Below are 15,643 nucleotides of genomic sequence, written 5' to 3'. Positions count from 1 at the left end.
CGCCCGACGCTACGCCCCGTCCGGCACCGTGGGGACGTCGGCCACCACCACCGGGCGGTCCTCCGGCGCCAGCCCCTCGACCTTCGAGGCAGTGGGCCGGTCACCGGCCAGCACCCGCTCGGGCTTGACCCGGACCAGCCCGCCGGTCGCGTCCACGTGCAGCGCCACCCCGGCCCGCGTCCAGGACACGCCGCCGGCCAGCAGCGGGCCGGCCGGGTGGGTGACCGGGCTGGCCGGGTCGCGCAGGTCGACCAGGAGTGCGGTGCGCGACGTGCCGTTGGCGAGCAGCCACCGGCCGTCGAAGGAGACGGCGCCGAGTCCGTCGGTGGCAAGCTTCAGACCGCATCCGGTACGCACCGGGGCGAGGTCGCGGGCCGGGTCGAGCAGGGCCAGGCAGTGCTCCTCGTCCCGCCCGGCGGCGACCAGGCCGACCACCCGGCCGTCGGGCCGGGTGCCGTAGACGGTGCGGACGTCCGGGTTCACCGGGCCCGGCTGCCCGCCCAGCGCGCGGTTCCAGACGCTCATCCCGCCGTCGCCGGGCTGCTGGATCAGCACCGCGTCGCCGGTGAAGCCGACCGGCACGGCGCCTTCCGGCGCGGCGATCCGGACCGGCGCGATGAGCTGGCCGGCGACCACACCGGCGGCGATCAGATCCGTGCCGTCCCGCCAGGCGACCTGGCGTCCGTCCGGGGAGACCGCCACCGCGTCCGCGGCGGCGAGCATGACCTGCGGCGCGGTGCCACCGACCGGCACCCACCAGAGGGTACGGCCGGCGACGGTGGCCGCCGAGGTGAGCAGCCAACCCTCCTGCTCGTGGATCCGCTGCGCCCGTTCGACGCCGCTCACGCCGGTCAGCTGCCGCCGTTCGCCGCCGCTGGTGTCCAGCCGGTCACCGACGAGCAGGTCGAGTTCGGCGCGGACCGGCCCGAAGCGGGTGATCGAGGACGGCCCGGAGGGCTCCGGGGACGGGAAGAGGACGGGCGGGTCGCCGAGCACCACTGTGGCCGTGCCGCCGTCGCCGCCCGACGCGCTGAACTGGGCCACCCCGGTGGTGACGAACACGGTGGCGACGCCGGCCAGGGCCAGGCCGGTGAGCGTACGCCGCCGGCCCGTGCGCCGCGCCCGGCGCAGGATCTCCCCGGCCGGGTCGACGGGCAGCGGGCGGGACGTCTCGACGCGGCGGGACAGGGTCTCCCGCAGCGCCCGCTCCAGCTCGTCGTCGCTCACGGGGAATGGACGCTCCGGGCTGCCCGTCCGGTTGTCACCGTGCTGCCGGGTGCCGCTCATCGGCTCTTCGCCGGGATCGGGACGGCGGGGCGGACCGGAGCCGCGGGTGGGGCCGGTCGCGGCACCCGGGCGGCGGGCTGCCGCGCCGGGGTACGGGCCGGCTCGGTGCCCTGGGCCGGCGGAACGGACCGGCCGCCCGCGGCGGGCGCGGCCGGGGCCGACGGTTTCGCCGCGGGCGCGTCGGCGGGCGCGGGCAGGCCCAGGGCCGCCTGGGAGCCGAGCCGGCGGCGCAGCGTGTTGAGCGCCCGGGAGGTCTGGCTCTTGACGGTGCCCGGGGAGATCTCCAGCAGCGCGGCGGTCTGCGCCTCGGACATGTCCTCGTAGAAGCGCAGCACCAGCACCGCCCGCTGCCGGGCCGGCAGCGCCTGGAGGTGCCGCCAGAGCGCGTCCCGGTCGAGTTGCTGCTCGATCTCGTCGACACCGGCGCGCTCCGGCAGCACCTCGGTGGGGCGCTCGCCGTGCCAGCGGCGCCGCCACCAGCTGGTGGACGTGTTGACCATGACCCGGCGGGCGTACGGCTCGATGGCCTCGATCCCGCCGAGCCGCTTCCAGGCCAGGTAGGTCTTCGTCAGCGCGGTCTGGAGCAGATCCTCGGCGGTGGCCCAGTCACCGGCGAGCAGGTAGGCGGTGCGCAGCAGTGCGCCGGACCGGGCCGCGACGAATTCGCGGAACTCCTCCTCCAGCGGATCTCTGCTCACCACCACACTCATCTCCCCCCGTCCTGCCTGGCAGGATGCCACGGCCGGGTCGCCCGGGTCGATGGCGGAAGGTGTGCAGTTCATCCGATGTTCGGACGAAAAGTTTCAGGCTCCGTCGTCGGCCTTGGCCTCGTCGGCCTCCTTGCCCAGCCGCGCCTCGACCGCCTGCGGCTCGTACATCTCCTCGACCACACGCAGGTAGAGCTCGTTCGGGTTGGGCAGGTTCTTGATCACCCGGAGTGCCTGTTCCTGACCGGCGGACTCCAGCACGAACGTGCCGTAGTTGAGGGCACGGCCGGTCGGGCTCTGCTCGTACTTCATGTCGGTGACCCGGGTGAGCGGCATCATCGCGACCTGCCGGGTGATGATGCCGTTGACGACCATCACCCGCTTGTTGGTCAGGATGAACCGGTCGTACCACCAGTCGGCGACCTTCCACGCGACCCAGCCCATCACGGCGAACCAGAGCAGCACGGCGACTGTGGTCAACGCGCCGACGTCCCGCCCGGCGAGGAAGCCGGAGAGGTAGCCGAGCACGAACGTGGCCGCCACGCCGACGATGATCGGGGTGGTGAGGTGGATCCAGTGCCGCTTCCACTCGCCCCGGTAGCGCTCGGTGGGGAAGAGGTAACGGGCCACGAGCGAGCTGGGCTCGTCCTCCAGCGGCAGCACCCGGCGGGGTGCCATGCCGGTGGCGTCGGACCGCAGCCCGGCCAGCTCGTCCTCGGAGATCGGCTGGTCCGGGAAGCCGTCCGGGTCACGTGCCCAGGCCCGGCCGGACCGCCCCTCGCCGGTGTACGCGCTGCCGTAGCCGGCGTCGTCCGCGTCCGCGTACGGGCCGGGGCCGTAACCGGCCGGGTCGTCCGGGTCGATCCGGGGGATCGGCTCGGTGTCGCGCTCCCGGCGTGCCCGGTCGGGGTCGTCCGGGTCGAAGGGTGGACCGGAGGGGCTTCCCATGGGCGGCTAGGCGACGAGGTTGGTGAAGAAGTCGCCGAAGCCCTGCGCGATGTCCATGATGCCGCCGCCGAGAGACTTGAAGACGTCGGCGGCGGAGTTGGGCCGGTACGCAACAAAGAAGATCAAGAATGCGATGCCGGCCCAGGTGAGGACCTTCTTGACCATAGCGGGCCATCCTCTCGCGCGGCGCCGGGTCCGTTTACCGCAGCGGCACCCAGAGTATCAGCATGGTGTCTTACCGTGAATATCTGCGTCCGCTCCCCGACTCGCCGTGGCGAGCCGGTCAGGCCCGCCCGTGCAGGTACGGAGACGGTGCGCCGTACACGAGTTCGGGCGGTGTCCACTCGGTGAGGTCGTGCAATACGACTTCTTCCGCGAGGAGGTGACCCGCACTCGCCGGCCAGGCTATCGCATGGAGCCACATTCCCCGAGCCTCGCCGGCGTACGCGCTTCGATCCGTTTCGGAGCGGACGAGCCACAGTGGAGTCGGATGGCCGCCCACCCGGATCTTCGCGTGCGGCAGCCGCTCGGGATGACCAGGGCCGGGATCGGTGAGCGCCTCCTCCACCTGTGGGCCGGGGTCGGGTCCGGGCAGTCCCGCGAAGCGGGATCCGAGACCTACGCCGGGTTCCTCGGCGACGAAGATCAGGTCGGCCGGCCCACCGTCCAGGGGGGCCGGTCCGGCGCAGGCGACGAGCGTGGCCCGTACGCCCGCCCGGTCGTCGCCCGCCCAGGCCACGCCGGTGAGCGTCCAGCCCGGCGGGAGCGGCCACGGGCACCACAGCGGCATCCGCAGCCGGCCCGTCGGGTCGGGGTCGGCGGCCATCCGCTCCACCACGCTGGCCATGATCTCGGCGCTGATGTGCTCCGGTACGTGCAGTGGCGCGACCGGGCCGCAGCGCACGCACCGGTGCTCGGCGTGCATCAGATCCGGCTCGCGCACCGGGCCCGCGCACTTCGGACAACTCACCGCGACAGTCACACCCTCACCGTCACCCCGGACCCGCGGGGCGTCAAGCGGGGCGGGCCGACGAGCGTGGGATTTCCGTCCGGCGGTGGACCCACGCGCGGGTTCAGTCCGGCGGCGGCCCGGCGTACGACCGGATCCAGGCGTGCATGGCGATGCCGCTGGCCACCCCCGCGTTGATGGACCGGGTCGAGCCGTACTGGGCGATGGAGAACAGCGCGTCGCAGGCCGATCGGGCCACCGCCGACAGTCCCGGCCCCTCCTGGCCGAACAGGAGCACGCAGCGACGCGGCAGCACCGCGGTCTCCATCGGCCGGGAGCCGGGCAGGTTGTCGATCCCGACCACCGGCAACCGCTCGTCGCGCGCCCACGCGACGAACTCCTCGATCGTCGCGTGGTGCCGGACGTGCTGGTAGCGGTCGGTCACCATGGCGCCCCGCCGGTTCCACCGCCGCCGCCCGACGATGTGCACCTCGGCGGCGAGGAAGGCGTTGGCGTTGCGGACCACGGTGCCGATGTTGAAGTCGTGCTGCCAGTTCTCGATCGCCACGTGGAAGTCGTGCCGGCGCCGGTCCAGGTCGGCCACCACGGCCTCGCGCCGCCAGTAGCGGTAGCGGTCCACCACGTTGCGCCGATCCCCGGCGGTGAGCAGCTCCGGGTCGTAGCGCGGGTCGTCCGGCGGGTCACCGGGCCACGGCCCCACACCCACGTCGAGCTGGTCGTCGGTCACGGTTGCCGAGGGTACGGCCCGGCGGCGTCCCCGGTCAGCGCAGGTCGAGCGCGCCGCCCAGCCGGTCGAGGAAGCGCGTGTCGGCGGGGCTCGGCGTGGTCTGCGCGGCCCGGCACACCCGGGCGGCGACCGACTCCACCCACTGCCGGTACGCCGCCGAGTCGGCCGGATCCGCCCGGCGGCGCAGCACCCGTACCGTCGCCCGGGCGGCGGCCAGCAGGTCGACCATGTCGGTCAGGCGCTCGTCCCGCTCGGTGACGCCGTCGTGGCGGGCGTAGATGGCGGCCACCACGGCGCGGACGAGATCGCTGTCGAAGGCCCGGCCGGCGGCCACCGCGTCCAGGCCGGCCAGGCCGGCGGCGACGCCGCGCGGCGGCCGGCCGGGGCCGGGTGCGGCGGCGGCGACGAGGACGCGGCCCGGCAGGTCGGTCAGCAGGTCCCACTCCGCCGCGGAGTAGGCGGCGGTGGTGAGCGGTGCGGCGCGGCGACCGGCGGAAGGCGGCTCTCCGGCTACGGAGTGGCTCATGGGCACCTCCAGCCCGAGCATAAGCCCCCGGACGAGGTCCGGGCCCCGTCCCCGCCGAACGGAGAACGAGGCCCGGTGCCGGACGGAACGCGAGGTCAGCGCGGCTCGGGGAAGCTGGGACGCTCCGGGTCGACGCCGTCCGGGACGGCGGCTGCCGCGTACTCCTTCTTGGGGACCATGACCTTGCGGCGGAACACGCAGACGAGCGTGCCGTCCTGGTTGTAGCCGCGGGTCTCGACCGCGACCACGCCGCGGTCGGGCTTCGAGGCCGACTCCCGCTTGTCCAGCACCGTCGTCTCGCCGTAGATGGTGTCGCCGTGGAACGTCGGCGCGACGTGCCGCAGCGACTCGATCTCCAGGTTGGCGATCGCCTTGCCGCTGACGTCCGGTACGGACATGCCCAGCAGCAGCGAGTAGATGTAGTTGCCGACCACCACGTTGCGCTTGAACTGCGAGGCGGACTCGGCGTAGTGCGCGTCCATGTGCAGCGGATGGTGGTTCATGGTGAGCAGGCAGAAGAGGTGGTCGTCGTACTCGGTGACCGTCTTGCCCGGCCAGTGCCGGTAGACCGCGCCGACCTCGAACTCCTCGTAGTAGCGGCCGAACTGCATCCTTGTCCCCTTCACGGGCGGCGATGGAGTTCGGCACAGCATGCCTTATCGCTTGTTAAGGCGAGGGGCGGGGCGCTAGCCCGGCGGAAATGTCACACCGGGGGCCACCGAGGTCCGGACGCAATGAGCGGCGGGGCCCTCCCCGGCACCCGCCGCCCACGCTCTGATGCGAAGAATTCTGCCGTACGACCACCCGTCGCCGACAGAGACGGAGGTCACATTTATCTTTTCGTAACACTACTCAAAGTAACCGACACGAGGTCGGTAAGCGATCTCCGCAGGCCGGATAGATGCTCGTCAAGCCCAAAGTTACTGATACGTAGCCGCAACTGAGCGTGATCTCCTTGGAAACGCTCCCATCACGTCCCGTCACGCAAGTGCGGCGTGCATTTGCGTTCCGCACGAACGGAGCGAACAGATGGTGTTCGATGTGCCCAGGGTCACCGTCCGGGCGCTCAGCGTTTCGTCACCCGCGCGACGGGAATTCGGACGGACTGACCCTGGTTCCACCGGACGTACGACAATCCGCGGTGATCGGAGAGAGCAAATGGCAACGGTTGAGCTGACCACGGCCAACTTTGACGAGGTGACCGGGCGCGACGGGATCGTCCTGCTCGACTTCTGGGCGGACTGGTGCGGCCCGTGCAAGCGCTTCGCCCCGGTCTACGAGCGCTCCTCGGAGAAGCACCCGGAGATCGCCTTCGGCAAGGTCGACACCGAGGCGCAGCAGGAGCTGGCGGCCAAGTTCAACATCAGCTCCATCCCGACGATCATGGCGATCCGTGACGGTGTGATCGTCTTCGCCCAGCCGGGCGCGCTGCCGGAGTCCGCGCTGGAGAACCTCATCGAGCAGGTCCAGGCGCTGGACATGGACGACGTCCGCAAGAAGCTGGCCGAGCACAACCACTGACGTTCCGCACGCCGCCGGCCGGCGCCCTACGGGGTGCCGGCCGGCGGCGTGCCCCGCGCCGGCACGGCTCGCTTGCGCAATGTTCGAACACGTGTTCGAATGACTCCATGCGCTGGGACAACCTCTCCGCTCCCCCGGACGAGGGGACTCCCGATCGGGCGGCGCCGGCGGCTCCACCCCTGCCGCTGGCGCTGCCCGGCGCCGTAACCCGCACGTTCGACACCCCCGACTTCGCCGGCATGACCTTCTACGAGGTCCACGCCAAGTCGATCATCAACCGGGTGCCCGGCCAGTCACGCGTGCCGTTCGAGTGGACGATCAACCCCTACCGGGGCTGCTCGCACGCCTGCGTCTACTGCCTGGGCGGCGACACACCGATCCTGATGGCCGACGGCCGCACCAGGGCGATCAGCGAGCTGGAGCCCGGCGACCGGATCTACGGCACCCGGCGCAGCGGCGCCTACCGCCACTACGTCGTCACCACGGTGCTCGACAAGTGGTCGACGGTGAAGCGGGCCTACCGGATCACCCTGGCCGACGGCACCACGCTCGTCGCCAGCGGCGACCACCGGTTCCTCACCGAACGCGGCTGGAAGCACGTCACCGGGACCATGCGCGGCGGCGGACGCCGTCCGCACCTGACCACCCGCAACCGTCTGCTCGGCACCGGCGGGTTCGTGGTGGCGCCGAAGCGCTCGGCCGACTACCGCCGGGGCTACCTGCACGCCCTGGTCCGCGACGACGACCCCGCCGGTCACCGGCGCGACACCCGGTTCCGGCTGGCCACCGCCGAGGCGGAGGCGCTGGACCGGGCCGAGCACTACCTGACCGACGCGGGCGTCACCATCGAGCGGGCCACCGTCGCCCGGGTGGGCCGCCGGGCGACGACCACAGTGGTACGCACAGCCGGCCCGGCCGACGTCGTCACCGGGCTGTTCACGCCACCCGACGAAGCGACGGACGACTGGGCACTGGGCTACCTGGCCGGCATGTTCGACGCCGTCGGCACCTGCCATCGGGGCGTGTTCCGGATCAGCGTCGCCGACGACGAGAGCCGGGCCCGCGCGGCCGGCGCGCTGGACCGGTTCGGCTTCCGGTGGGCGCTCGACGTGCCGGGCGCACCGGGTGCGGCGCGTCAGCTCCGGCTGACCGGCGGGCTGCCGGAGCGGCTGCGCTTCTTCCACCTCACCGACCCGGCCGTCACCGCCCGGCGCTCGATCGAGGGCATGGCGCTCAAGTGCGCGGCGCGACTCCAGGTGACCGCCGTCGAAGACCTCGGCCTGGAGCTTCCGCTGTGGGACATCACCACCGGCACCGGCGACTTCATCGCCAACGGCGTGGTCAGCCACAACTGCTTCGCCCGCAACACCCACACCTACCTCGACCTGGACCCGGGCGCCGACTTCGACCGCAAGGTAATCGTCAAGGTCAACGCGGGCGAGCTGGTCCGCCGCGAGCTGGCCGCCCCACGCTGGCGCGGCGCGCACGTCGCCATGGGCACCAACGTGGACTGTTACCAGCGGGCCGAGGGCCGCTACCGCCTGATGCCGCCGATCATCGAGGCGCTGCGGGACTTCGCGAACCCGTTCTCCATCCTGACCAAGGGCACGCTGCTGCTGCGCGACCTGCCGCTGCTGCGCCAGGCCGCCGAGGTGACCCGGGTGGGGGTGTCGTACTCGGTGGGGTTCGTCGACGAGGCGCTCTGGCGGGCGGCCGAGCCCGGTACGCCGAGCCCGCGCCGCCGCCTCGACGCGGTCCGCACCCTCACCGACGCCGGCTTCTCCGTCGGCGTGCTGATGGCGCCGATCCTGCCCGGCCTCAGCGACGACGAGGAGTCCATCGACGCCACGGTCGCGGCAATCGCCGCCTCCGGCGCGGCCGGCGTGACGCCGCTGCCGCTGCACCTGCGGCCCGGCGCCCGGGAGTGGTACGCCCGCTGGCTGGCCCGGGAGTTCCCCCACCTGGTGCCCCGCTATCGGCAGCTCTACCAGGCCGGCTCGTACGCGCCGCAGGCGTACCAGCGGGAGGTGACAGCGCGGGTGCGGATGGCGGCACGCCGGCACGGGCTGCACCGCGGCGAGACCGGCGACAACAGGCGGCTGCCCGAGACCCCGCCGCCCGCACCGGCCGCCGAACAGCTCTCCCTGCTCTAGCGGGGAGAACCCGCACCGGCGGGGCTAGTCTCGGGGGATGCGTTCCGCTCAGCAGATCCTCGCCGACTCCGCCGTGATCGCCGTCGTGGGCGCCTCCCGTGACCCGGGCAAGGCCGCGCACCGTGTACCGCTGGAGATGCAACGGCACGGCTGGCGGATCATCCCGGTCAACCCGACAGTGGACGAGTTGTTCGGCGAGAAGGCGTACCCGACGCTCGCCGACATCCCGCACCCGGTCGACCTGGTCGACGTGTTCCGCCCGGCCCGCGACGCGGTCGACGTGGTCCGGCAGGCGGTGGCGATCGGTGCCCCGGCGGTGTGGTTGCAGCTCGGGATCTACTCGGACGAGGCGCGCCGGATCGCCGAGGAGGCCGGCCTCGACTACGTCGAGGACAAGTGCCTCATCGTCGAGCGGGCCGCCGCCGGCCTGACCCGTACATCCGGCGGCACGTCAGCCTGACGACGCGGCACGCGGCGCGTACCCTTCGGGCATGTCCGGTCCCGGCCCGATGGCGGCTGCGGCGGTGCCCGGCCGCGACGGGCTCTGGTCCCGCAGGCTGCTCGCGCTCCTGGCCGGTGCGGCGGCGGCCGCGGTGAGCGGCCGGGTTCTCCTCGCGCTGGACCCGTCGGACCTCAGCGCGATTCGTGGCACGGTGTGGCTGGTGGGCCTGGTGCACCTGGCGCAGCGGTACTGGCGGCCACGGCGGACCGGCCGGCTGGTCTGGCGACCCCGGGTAGCCGGGCCGCACGGCGCCGAACCGGGGCTGATGGCCCGGCGGTCGGCGGCGGGATGGCTGGGGCTGACCGCGGACGTGGCGCTCGGCCTCGTGGTGGTGCTCGGCGGGTTCTCGTTCCTGACCGAGCGCTGGCCGCAGGTCGAGCCGTGGCGACCGCTGGTGCTGGGCGCCGTGGCCCTCGGCCTGGGCTGGGTCGTCCACAGCGAGGTGCGGTTCACCGGCCGGCTGGCGTTGACCGGCGGCGGACTCCGGTACGACGGGGACTGGTATCCGTGGTCCGGGATCCGTGGCGCGCAGCGGTCCGGCGAGCGTGGCGGCGGTGTGCACCTCCGCCTGGAACCGGAACGGCTGCCCCGGCCGCTGATCGGCGGGCGCGACCTGGCCGTGCCGGACGAGCGGCTGATCGCCGCGATCGAGCGGTTCCGGACCACGCCGGAGACGCTGGCGGTGGGGTTGCCGGTGGCTCCCCCGGAACCGGCCTCCGGCGTGGCGGAACGGTGATCCTTACTGCTTGTACTGCTTGAGCAGGCCGCGCGAGATGATCGTCTTCTGGATCTCCGAGGTGCCCTCGCCGATCAGCAGGAACGGCGCCTCGCGCATCAGGCGCTCGATCTCGTACTCCTTGGAGTAGCCGTAGCCGCCGTGGATCCGGAACGCCTCCTGGACCACCTCGGCACAGTACTCGGACGCGAGCAGCTTCGCCATGCCCGCCTCGACGTCGTTGCGCTGGCCGGCGTCCTTGAGCCGGGCCGCGTTGACCATGAGCGCGTGCGCGGCCTCGATCTTCGTACCCATCTCGGCGAGCTTGAACGCGACGGCCTGGTGCTTGGCGAGCGGCTGGCCGAAGGTGTGGCGCTGCTGGGCGTACGCGACGGCCAGTTCGAACGCCCGGATCGAGATGCCGCAGGCGCGGGCGGCGACGTTGACCCGGCCGACCTCGATGCCGTCCATCATCTGGTAGAAGCCGCGGCCGACCTTCTCCTCGCCGCCGAGGACGGCGGAGGCGGGCACCGTGACGCCGTCGAGCACCATCTCGGTGGTCTCGACGCCCTTGTAGCCCATTTTGTCGATCTTGCCGGGGATGGTGAGGCCGGGCGCGGTCTCGCCGAAGCCGGGCTCCTTCTCCAGCAGGAAGGTGCTCATGTTGCCGTAGACCGAGTCGGCTCCGGTGTCGGTCTTGACCAGGGTGGCGACCACCGAGGAGTACGCCCCGTTGGTGAGCCACATCTTCTGGCCGTTGAGGACGTAGTTGTCGCCGTCGCGCACGGCCTTCGACTTGATCGCCGAGACGTCGGAGCCGCACTCGGGCTCCGACATCGAGAACGCGCCGCGCACCTCGCCGGTGGCCATGCGGGGCAGCAGCCGGGCCTTCTGCTCGGCGGAGCCGTGCTGCGAGATCAGGTACGCCACGATGAAGTGGGTGTTGACGATGCCGGAGATCGACATCCAGCCCCGGGACAGCTCCTCGACCACCAGCGCGTAGGTCAGCAGGGACTCGCCCAGGCCGCCGTACTCCTCGTCGATGGTGAGGCCGAACAGCCCCATCTCGCGCATGCCGTCGAGGATGTCGCCCGGGTACTCGTCGGCGTGCTCCAGCCGCTGCGCGTGCGGGATGATCTCCTTGTCGGCGAACTCCCGGACGGTTTCCAGGATCGACCGCTGCACGTCGGTCAGTCCGGGTGTCTGGGCGAGTCGGGCCATCTCAGCCTCCGGGGTCGGCGCCTTACTCATGGGTAACTGAACGCTCGGTCAGTATCGGCCCCGGGACCGGCCGCGCCAAGGTGACCAGTCCACACAACCGCTGTGAAAAGGTTCACCGCTACGGGTAGCGTCCGCAAGTAAGAGGGCCGTTGACCTGAGGGGAAGGGGCGCTTGTGACAGACGAGCAGCCACCGTCGCCGTACGAGCCGCCGTCGCACGGCCAGCCGTACGGGCAGCCGCAGTACGGCCAGCAGCACCCGCAGTACGGCCACCAGCCCCCGTACGCCCCGCAGCCGCCCTACGGCCAGTACGGGCCACCCGGCCAGGGGCCGGGACCCCGTGGCACGAACGTGCTCGCCATCCTGTCGCTCGTCTTCGCGTTCGTCTTCGCGCCCGCCGGCATCGTCTGCGGCCACCTGGCCAAGCGGCAGATCCGGCAGACCGGCGAGGATGGCGACCAGCTCGCCACCTGGGGCCTGGTTCTCAGCTACATCTTCACCGCGATCGGCCTGCTGGTCTGCTGCGGCTGGATCGGGCTGGCGATCTGGGCCAACTCCGACAACAGCACCTACTGACGCCTCAGCGGAACTGCGCCTCCCGGACGCTGTTGCCACCGTCGACCACAAGCATCTGCCCGGTGATGTACGACGCGGCCGGCGAGCAGAGGAACGCGATCGCCGCGGCCACCTCGTCCGGCGTGCCGGGACGACCGACCGGCGTACCGAGGCCCTGCTTGATCTCGGCCATGGTGGACGCCGCGGTGTGGATGATGCCCGGCGCGACCGCGTTCACAGTCACCCCGTCGGCGATCATCTCCATCGCCAGCGCCCGGGTCAGCCCGACCACGCCGGCCTTGGCCGCCGCGTAGGCCGCCTCGGTGGGCAGCGCGTTCACCGGCCCGGCGGTGGCGGCCAGGTTGACGATCCGGCCCCAGCCCCGCTCGGCCATGCCGCCGATGAACGCGCGGCTGCACAGGAACGCGGTGGTCAGGTTGCGGTCGATCTCGCCGCGCCACTCGTCGTACGTCAGCTGCGCCACCGGCCGCAGCACCTCCGGGCTGGCCCGGCTCGCCAGGCCCGCGTTGTTCACCAGCACCTCGACGTCGCCGAGCTGCTCGGCCACCGCGTCGGCGAGCGCGCCCACCTCCGACTCGTCGGTGAGGTCCGCGACGAAACCGGTGACGCCCAGCTCGCCCGCGCGTTCGTGGATGCGCCTCGTGGTGGACACGATCGCCACCCGGGCGCCCAGGTCGGACAGCCGGCGCGCGGTCGCGTACCCGATGCCGTCCGGGCTGCCCGCGCCGGTCACCAGCGCGACCCGGCCGTCCAGGCGCATGGTGGCCGGTTCCGGCAGCGGCGCCGGCCGTTCGGAGTCGGCGGCGCCGACCGGCTCGCCGGCGCGCGGGCGCCGCACCGACCCCGGCCGGCTCATGTCCCGTCGCGACCGACCCCCACGCGCGTCAAGTGCCATGCCGAGGATCCTGCCCGGTGCCGACCCCACGGGCAACGCGGTGGCCGGAAAGGGGGCGTCCGTGTCGCGCATGGGATGGCTACCCTGAGCGCGACCACGTACCTGGAGATGATCAGATGACCTATCCCCCACCGTCCGGTGGCTGGCAGGATCCCTTGGCGGCCGGGCAGCAGTCGAGCCCGCCGGGCGTGCCGAGTCAGCCGGGCCCGGCCGACCCGTACGCGCAGGCCGACCCGTACGCGCCGGTCGCGGACCCGTACGCGGGCGCGAAGTCGCCCTACGCCCCGCCCGGCGGCGAGCAGTACGCGGCGCCGATGCCCGGCTATCCGGGTGCCTATCCCCCGCCCGGCGCCTATCCCGGTTATGCGATGCCGGCGTCCCGCACGAACACACTCGCCATCGTGGCGCTGGTGCTGTCGCTCGTCGGCTTCACCTCGTGCATCACCGCACCGATCGGCGCGATCATGGGCCACGTCGCCCGTAAGCAGATCCGGGAGACCGGTGAGCAGGGCGAGGGCATGGCGAAGGCCGCCATCATCGTCGGCTGGATCCTGACCGCCCTGCTGGTCGCCTTCATCATCTTCTACATCGTGATGATCGTGATCGCGATCGGCGCCAGCAGCACGAGCAGCAGTTACTGACGCGATCGGGCCGCCCCCGGCGTGGAGGCGGCCCGGCGCGCGGTCAGGACGCGGGCGGCGTGAACGTGGACGTGCGGGACATGCCGGCGGCGCGGCCCTTCGCGGCGATCACCAGCGCCATCTTGCGGGACGCCTCGTCGATCATCTCGTCGCCGAGCATCACCGCGCCGAGCTTCCCGCCGGCCTCCGAGGTGTAGTAGTCGTACGCGTCGAGGATCAGCTCGGCGTGGTCGTAGTCGGCCTGTGCCGGGGAGTAGACCTCGTTCGCGGCGTCGATCTGGCCGGGGTGCAGCACCCACTTGCCGTCGAAGCCCAGCGCCGCCGAGCGCTTCGCCACCTCGCGGAACGCGTCCACGTCCCGGATCTGCAGGAACGGGCCGTCGATGGCCTGCTTGTCGTGCATCCGCGCGGCCATCAGGATGCGCATCAGGATGTAGTGGTACGGGTCGCCCGGGTAGTCCGGGATCAGCGCGCCGACCACGAGCGACTTCATGTTGATCGAGGCCATGAAGTCGGCCGGGCCGAAGATGATCGTCTCGACCCGGGGCGAGGCGCCGGCGATGGCGTCCACGTTCACCAGCCCGGCCGCGTTCTCGATCTGCGCCTCGATGCCGATCCGGCCCACTTCCAGGCCGAGCGTCTTCTCGATCTGGGTGAGCAGCAGGTCCAGCCAGTGCACCTGCTCGGCGTTCTGCACCTTCGGCAGCATGATGCAGTCCAGGTTCGCCCCGGCGCCCTCGACCACCTCGATGACGTCCCGGTAGGTCCACGGCGTGGTCAGGTCGTTCACCCGGACCACGCGGGTCTTGCCCGTCCAGTCGCCCTCGTTCAGCGCGGCCACGATGTTCTTGCGCGCGTCCGGCTTGGCGAGCGGGGCGACCGCGTCCTCCAGGTCCAGGAAGACCTGGTCGGCGGGAAGGCCCTGGGCCTTGCCGAGCATTTTGACGCTGGAGCCGGGCACCGCCAGGCAGGATCGGCGGGGACGACCGACAGCGGTCATGGATGCGCTCCTTCCAGCGTCCGGCGCGGGTGCCGGCGCAGCGGTGGATTTCGAGAACTTAACGATCCCAAAGGGCGTGGTGACGCCACGGTAACCTCGTGCCGTGACCGGGGTGAATGGACCTGTGGAAGATCTCACTGAGCGTCGGATCGTCGTGCTGACCGGGGCCAGCTCCGGCATCGGCCTGGCCGCCGCCGAGGAGCTGGCGCGCCGCGGTGACCAGGTGGTGCTGGTCGGCCGCGACCCGGCCCGGCTGCGCGCCGCGGGCGAGCGGGTCCGCGAGTGCTGCGGCGAGCAGCCGGAGCTGTTCCGCGCCGACTTCGCGGTGCTCGACGACGTACGCGGGCTCGCCGAACGGCTGCGCGAGCGGTACGACCGGATCGACGTGCTCGCCAACAACGCGGGCGCGATCGTGCTGGAGCCGATCACCACGGTCGACGGTTTCGAGCTGAGCATGCAGGCCAACCACCTCGCCCCGTTCCTGCTCAGCAACCTGCTGCGAGACCGGATCGGGCGGATGGTGGTCACCGCCTCGGACGCGCACCGCAGCGGCGTACTGGACCCGGACGACCTCAATTCCGCGCTGCGCTCGTACCGGCCGTTCCGCGCGTACGGCACCAGCAAGCAGGCGAACATCCTGTTCACCGCCGAGGCCGCGCGGCGCTGGCCGGAGGTGCCGGCGCACGCGTTCCACCCCGGCGTGGTGCGGACCCGCTTCGGCAACGAGAGCCGGATCGTGGCGCTCGGCATGCGGCTGCTGCCGTTCCGCAGCCCGGAGAAGGGTGCGGAGACGCTGGTGTGGCTGGCCTGCCAGGATCCGTCCCGGCTGACCGACGGCGGCTACTACGCCGACCGCAAGCCGCACCGGCCCCGACCCAAGGCGGCCGATCCGGCGCTGGCCGCACGGCTCTGGACGGCCAGCGCGAAGGCGGTCGGGCTCGACGCCTGACGACACCGAGGGGACACATGACCACGGAGCAAGAGGTCCTGCTGGTCGCGCTCGTCGACCTGAGCGCCGACGTGGACGCCGGGCGGCGCTACGAGGACGCGGTGCTGGCGCTGCTCGGCCGGCACGGCGGCGAGTTGGAACGGCGGCTGCGTACCGGCGACGGGGAGACCGAGGTGCACGTCATCCGGTTCGCCGCCCGCGCCGGGCTGGACGCGTTCCTTGTCGACCCGGAGCGCGTCGCGTTGCGCACCGAGCTGGGCGACGCCGCGCCCGCCACCCGGGTGCTTGAGGTACGCGACGTCTGAG

The 15,643-nt window shown here is 72.2% G+C and carries 19 protein-coding genes; 8 read left to right on the top strand and 11 right to left on the bottom strand.

Translation table 11 applies throughout. The features are described from left to right. Positions 1–9: 9 nt before the first annotated feature. The 8 genes from SM452_RS20730 to SM452_RS20695 all read right to left on the bottom strand — a co-directional run bounded on the left by SM452_RS20730 (position 10) and on the right by SM452_RS20695 (position 5,776). The gene (locus tag SM452_RS20730; protein WP_463840520.1) at positions 10–1,227 is read right to left on the bottom strand and encodes a TolB-like translocation protein; all 1,218 of its coding nucleotides are present in this window, start codon (positions 1,225–1,227) and stop codon (positions 10–12) included. 56 nt (positions 1,228–1,283) lie between these two features. Then, complete coding sequence (locus SM452_RS20725; RefSeq protein ID WP_463840519.1) at positions 1,284–1,997, bottom strand: SigE family RNA polymerase sigma factor; 714 nt, start codon at positions 1,995–1,997, stop codon at positions 1,284–1,286. A 93-nt stretch (positions 1,998–2,090) separates the two neighbouring features. Further along, positions 2,091–2,942, bottom strand: coding sequence for a PH domain-containing protein (locus tag SM452_RS20720; RefSeq protein ID WP_463840518.1), 852 nt, complete (start codon positions 2,940–2,942; stop codon positions 2,091–2,093). 6 nt (positions 2,943–2,948) lie between these two features. Next, entirely contained in the window at positions 2,949–3,107 is a 159-nt protein-coding gene (locus SM452_RS20715) for a hypothetical protein (protein ID WP_013283898.1), read from the bottom strand. 118 nt (positions 3,108–3,225) lie between these two features. After that, the gene (locus tag SM452_RS20710; RefSeq protein WP_355512507.1) at positions 3,226–3,924 is read right to left on the bottom strand and encodes a DUF6758 family protein; all 699 of its coding nucleotides are present in this window, start codon (positions 3,922–3,924) and stop codon (positions 3,226–3,228) included. A 91-nt stretch (positions 3,925–4,015) separates the two neighbouring features. Further along, the gene (locus tag SM452_RS20705) at positions 4,016–4,639 is read right to left on the bottom strand and encodes a TrmH family RNA methyltransferase (protein WP_194798715.1); all 624 of its coding nucleotides are present in this window, start codon (positions 4,637–4,639) and stop codon (positions 4,016–4,018) included. 34 nt (positions 4,640–4,673) lie between these two features. Next, positions 4,674–5,165: a hypothetical protein gene (locus SM452_RS20700; RefSeq protein WP_463840517.1), complete on the bottom strand. Its 492-nt coding sequence runs from the start codon at positions 5,163–5,165 to the stop codon at positions 4,674–4,676. A 95-nt stretch (positions 5,166–5,260) separates the two neighbouring features. Next, positions 5,261–5,776, bottom strand: a complete 516-nt coding sequence (locus tag SM452_RS20695; protein WP_013283894.1) for a MaoC family dehydratase — start codon at positions 5,774–5,776, stop codon at positions 5,261–5,263. Between the two features lie 547 nt (positions 5,777–6,323). Here SM452_RS20695 and trxA point away from each other — a divergent pair. From trxA to SM452_RS20675, 4 genes are all read left to right on the top strand, one after another. After that, the gene (gene trxA, locus SM452_RS20690) at positions 6,324–6,686 is read left to right on the top strand and encodes a thioredoxin (RefSeq protein WP_135243197.1); all 363 of its coding nucleotides are present in this window, start codon (positions 6,324–6,326) and stop codon (positions 6,684–6,686) included. 107 nt (positions 6,687–6,793) lie between these two features. Beyond that, positions 6,794–8,839: an intein-containing Rv2578c family radical SAM protein gene (locus tag SM452_RS20685; protein WP_463840516.1), complete on the top strand. Its 2,046-nt coding sequence runs from the start codon at positions 6,794–6,796 to the stop codon at positions 8,837–8,839. 37 nt (positions 8,840–8,876) lie between these two features. After that, complete coding sequence (locus tag SM452_RS20680; RefSeq protein WP_357207784.1) at positions 8,877–9,299, top strand: CoA-binding protein; 423 nt, start codon at positions 8,877–8,879, stop codon at positions 9,297–9,299. Between the two features lie 31 nt (positions 9,300–9,330). After that, complete coding sequence (locus SM452_RS20675; protein WP_262012658.1) at positions 9,331–10,077, top strand: hypothetical protein; 747 nt, start codon at positions 9,331–9,333, stop codon at positions 10,075–10,077. A 3-nt stretch (positions 10,078–10,080) separates the two neighbouring features. Here the strand turns inward: SM452_RS20675 and SM452_RS20670 are convergent, their stop codons facing one another. Further along, complete coding sequence (locus SM452_RS20670; RefSeq protein ID WP_463840515.1) at positions 10,081–11,277, bottom strand: acyl-CoA dehydrogenase family protein; 1,197 nt, start codon at positions 11,275–11,277, stop codon at positions 10,081–10,083. Positions 11,278–11,450: 173 nt separating this feature from the next. On the opposite strand from SM452_RS20670, the gene SM452_RS20665 reads away from it, so the two are divergent. Continuing rightward, on the top strand, positions 11,451–11,852 hold the full coding sequence (locus tag SM452_RS20665; protein ID WP_262012659.1) for a DUF4190 domain-containing protein: 402 nt from the start codon (positions 11,451–11,453) through the stop codon (positions 11,850–11,852). Between the two features lie 4 nt (positions 11,853–11,856). On the opposite strand, the gene SM452_RS20660 is transcribed toward SM452_RS20665, so the two are convergent. Continuing rightward, positions 11,857–12,747 carry an SDR family NAD(P)-dependent oxidoreductase gene (locus SM452_RS20660; RefSeq protein WP_184977396.1) on the bottom strand — a complete coding sequence of 297 codons (891 nt, stop codon included), beginning with the start codon at positions 12,745–12,747 and terminating at the stop codon, positions 11,857–11,859. A 116-nt stretch (positions 12,748–12,863) separates the two neighbouring features. On the opposite strand from SM452_RS20660, the gene SM452_RS20655 reads away from it, so the two are divergent. Then, positions 12,864–13,388: a DUF4190 domain-containing protein gene (locus tag SM452_RS20655; RefSeq protein WP_355512524.1), complete on the top strand. Its 525-nt coding sequence runs from the start codon at positions 12,864–12,866 to the stop codon at positions 13,386–13,388. A 43-nt stretch (positions 13,389–13,431) separates the two neighbouring features. Here SM452_RS20655 and SM452_RS20650 read toward each other — a convergent pair whose 3' ends face one another. After that, positions 13,432–14,388: an HpcH/HpaI aldolase/citrate lyase family protein gene (locus SM452_RS20650; RefSeq protein WP_135243191.1), complete on the bottom strand. Its 957-nt coding sequence runs from the start codon at positions 14,386–14,388 to the stop codon at positions 13,432–13,434. A 124-nt stretch (positions 14,389–14,512) separates the two neighbouring features. Between SM452_RS20650 and SM452_RS20645 the strand changes: the two genes are divergently transcribed. Next, positions 14,513–15,337 (top strand): SDR family NAD(P)-dependent oxidoreductase, encoded by an 825-nt coding sequence (locus SM452_RS20645; RefSeq protein WP_269696076.1) that lies wholly within the window; start codon positions 14,513–14,515, stop codon positions 15,335–15,337. Between the two features lie 17 nt (positions 15,338–15,354). Then, the gene (locus tag SM452_RS20640) at positions 15,355–15,642 is read left to right on the top strand and encodes a hypothetical protein (RefSeq protein ID WP_262012662.1); all 288 of its coding nucleotides are present in this window, start codon (positions 15,355–15,357) and stop codon (positions 15,640–15,642) included. The last annotated feature ends 1 nt before the right edge of the window (position 15,643 follow it).

The sequence above is a fragment of the Micromonospora sp. SYSU B005 genome (genome assembly GCF_055362685.1).
This window is presented reverse-complemented; position numbering and strand designations above follow the sequence as displayed.

Bases quoted from the DNA above. Each gene is read 5' to 3' on its own strand.
- SM452_RS20725 (WP_463840519.1), bottom strand. From the start codon at position 1,997: ATGAGTGTGGTGGTGAGCAGAGATCCGCTGGAGGAGGAGTTCCGCGAA.
- SM452_RS20720 (WP_463840518.1), bottom strand. From the start codon at position 2,942: ATGGGAAGCCCCTCCGGTCCACCCTTCGACCCGGACGACCCCGACCGG.
- SM452_RS20715 (WP_013283898.1), bottom strand. From the start codon at position 3,107: ATGGTCAAGAAGGTCCTCACCTGGGCCGGCATCGCATTCTTGATCTTC.
- SM452_RS20700 (WP_463840517.1), bottom strand. From the start codon at position 5,165: ATGAGCCACTCCGTAGCCGGAGAGCCGCCTTCCGCCGGTCGCCGCGCC.
- SM452_RS20695 (WP_013283894.1), bottom strand. From the start codon at position 5,776: ATGCAGTTCGGCCGCTACTACGAGGAGTTCGAGGTCGGCGCGGTCTAC.
- trxA (WP_135243197.1), top strand. From the start codon at position 6,324: ATGGCAACGGTTGAGCTGACCACGGCCAACTTTGACGAGGTGACCGGG.
- SM452_RS20685 (WP_463840516.1), top strand. From the start codon at position 6,794: ATGCGCTGGGACAACCTCTCCGCTCCCCCGGACGAGGGGACTCCCGAT.
- SM452_RS20680 (WP_357207784.1), top strand. From the start codon at position 8,877: ATGCGTTCCGCTCAGCAGATCCTCGCCGACTCCGCCGTGATCGCCGTC.
- SM452_RS20675 (WP_262012658.1), top strand. From the start codon at position 9,331: ATGTCCGGTCCCGGCCCGATGGCGGCTGCGGCGGTGCCCGGCCGCGAC.
- SM452_RS20670 (WP_463840515.1), bottom strand. From the start codon at position 11,277: ATGGCCCGACTCGCCCAGACACCCGGACTGACCGACGTGCAGCGGTCG.
- SM452_RS20660 (WP_184977396.1), bottom strand. From the start codon at position 12,747: ATGGCACTTGACGCGCGTGGGGGTCGGTCGCGACGGGACATGAGCCGG.
- SM452_RS20655 (WP_355512524.1), top strand. From the start codon at position 12,864: ATGACCTATCCCCCACCGTCCGGTGGCTGGCAGGATCCCTTGGCGGCC.
- SM452_RS20650 (WP_135243191.1), bottom strand. From the start codon at position 14,388: ATGACCGCTGTCGGTCGTCCCCGCCGATCCTGCCTGGCGGTGCCCGGC.
- SM452_RS20640 (WP_262012662.1), top strand. From the start codon at position 15,355: ATGACCACGGAGCAAGAGGTCCTGCTGGTCGCGCTCGTCGACCTGAGC.